This window comes from Novosphingobium sp. B-7 (assembly GCF_000410615.1).
GTDB classification, from domain to species: domain Bacteria; phylum Pseudomonadota; class Alphaproteobacteria; order Sphingomonadales; family Sphingomonadaceae; genus Novosphingobium; species Novosphingobium capsulatum.
Genome location: NZ_KE148421.1, coordinates 1 through 1176, shown reverse-complemented (window position 1 = coordinate 1176; position 1176 = coordinate 1). Strand labels below are relative to the sequence as shown.

General features: G+C 69.7%; 2 protein-coding genes. Both read right to left on the bottom strand.

Translation table 11 applies throughout. The features are described from left to right. Positions 1-465, bottom strand: a 465-nt coding sequence (locus tag H926_RS28755) for a response regulator (protein ID WP_022677606.1), incomplete at its 3' end; no start/stop codon positions are given. Between the two features lie 3 nt (positions 466-468). Next, on the bottom strand, positions 469-1176 hold a 708-nt coding region (locus H926_RS0118360), incomplete at its 5' end, for a sensor histidine kinase (protein WP_022677605.1).

Here is a 1176-nt window from a genome sequence, read left to right as displayed (position 1 = left end):
CAGGCGGCGGATCGCGGGCGAGGCGCCGATCAGCGCGCTGCCGCCGCTGTCTTGCGCCAGGGCCTGAAGCCGGCGGTTTTCCAGGGCCAGGGCGCGGGCATGGGCGGCGCGCTCTGCCGCCGCGATCAGGGCTTCTGCGGCAAAAGGCTTGGTCAGGAAATCCCAAACGCCAGCTTTCAGCGCATCGACCGCCATGCCAACATCACCATGCCCGGTGATGAGGATCACCGGGAGTTCGGCATCGCGGGCATGCAGCGCGCGGAACAGGTCTATGCCCGAAAGACCGGGCATGCGCACGTCGCTGATCACCAGGCCGGGCCAGGCAGCACCCACCGCCGCCAGCGCTGCGGGCGCGTCGGCAAAGGCTTCCACGGTAAAGTCGGCCAGGCGCAGCAGTTGCGCGGTGGAGGCGCGCAGATCCTCGTCGTCTTCGACCAGGGCGATCAGGCGGGCAGGTTCTGCCACCGGCTATTCCGCCACGGCCAGGCTGAGGCGGAAACAGGCACCTGCAGGGCTGGACACGTGGACCAGGCTGCCGCCGAATTCTTCCATGATGTCCTTGGCGATCACCAGCCCCAGGCCAAGGCCCATCGGCCGGCTGGTGGCAAAGGGCGTGAACAGCCGCGCGGCGATATCGGGGGCAAGGCCGGGGCCATTGTCGGCGATGTCCACATCGACCATCGCGCCATCGCGGCGGATATCCAGGCGGATCGCCGGAGCGGCGGTGCCGGCCAGCGCCTCGATCGCGTTTTGCAGCACGATCACCAGCACCTGTTCCAGCCGGGTCTTTTCCGCCCGTACCTGCCAGGCCGGATCGGGCGCGGGAAGGGACAGCGCCACGCGGCCCAGTTGTTCTTTCAGGATCAGCCGCGCGCCATCGATCGCCTCGGCCAGAGGTACCGCGCCATCGCCCCGGCTGCCCTTGCGGGCAAAGCCGCGCAGATGTTCGGTCACGGCGCCGATGCGATCGGCCAGGCGGGTGATCGCCGCCAGGTTGTGCGCAACTTCGGCGCTCTCGCCGCGGTTGAGCAGCAGCGTGGCGCTGGCGGCATAGTTGCGGATCGCGGCGACAGGTTGCGCGGTTTCGTGGGCCACGCTGGCCGTGACCTGGCCCAGCGTGGCCAGGCGGTTGGCCTGGCGCAGCCCTTCGCGCAAAGTGGCGGCGCGGGCTTCGGC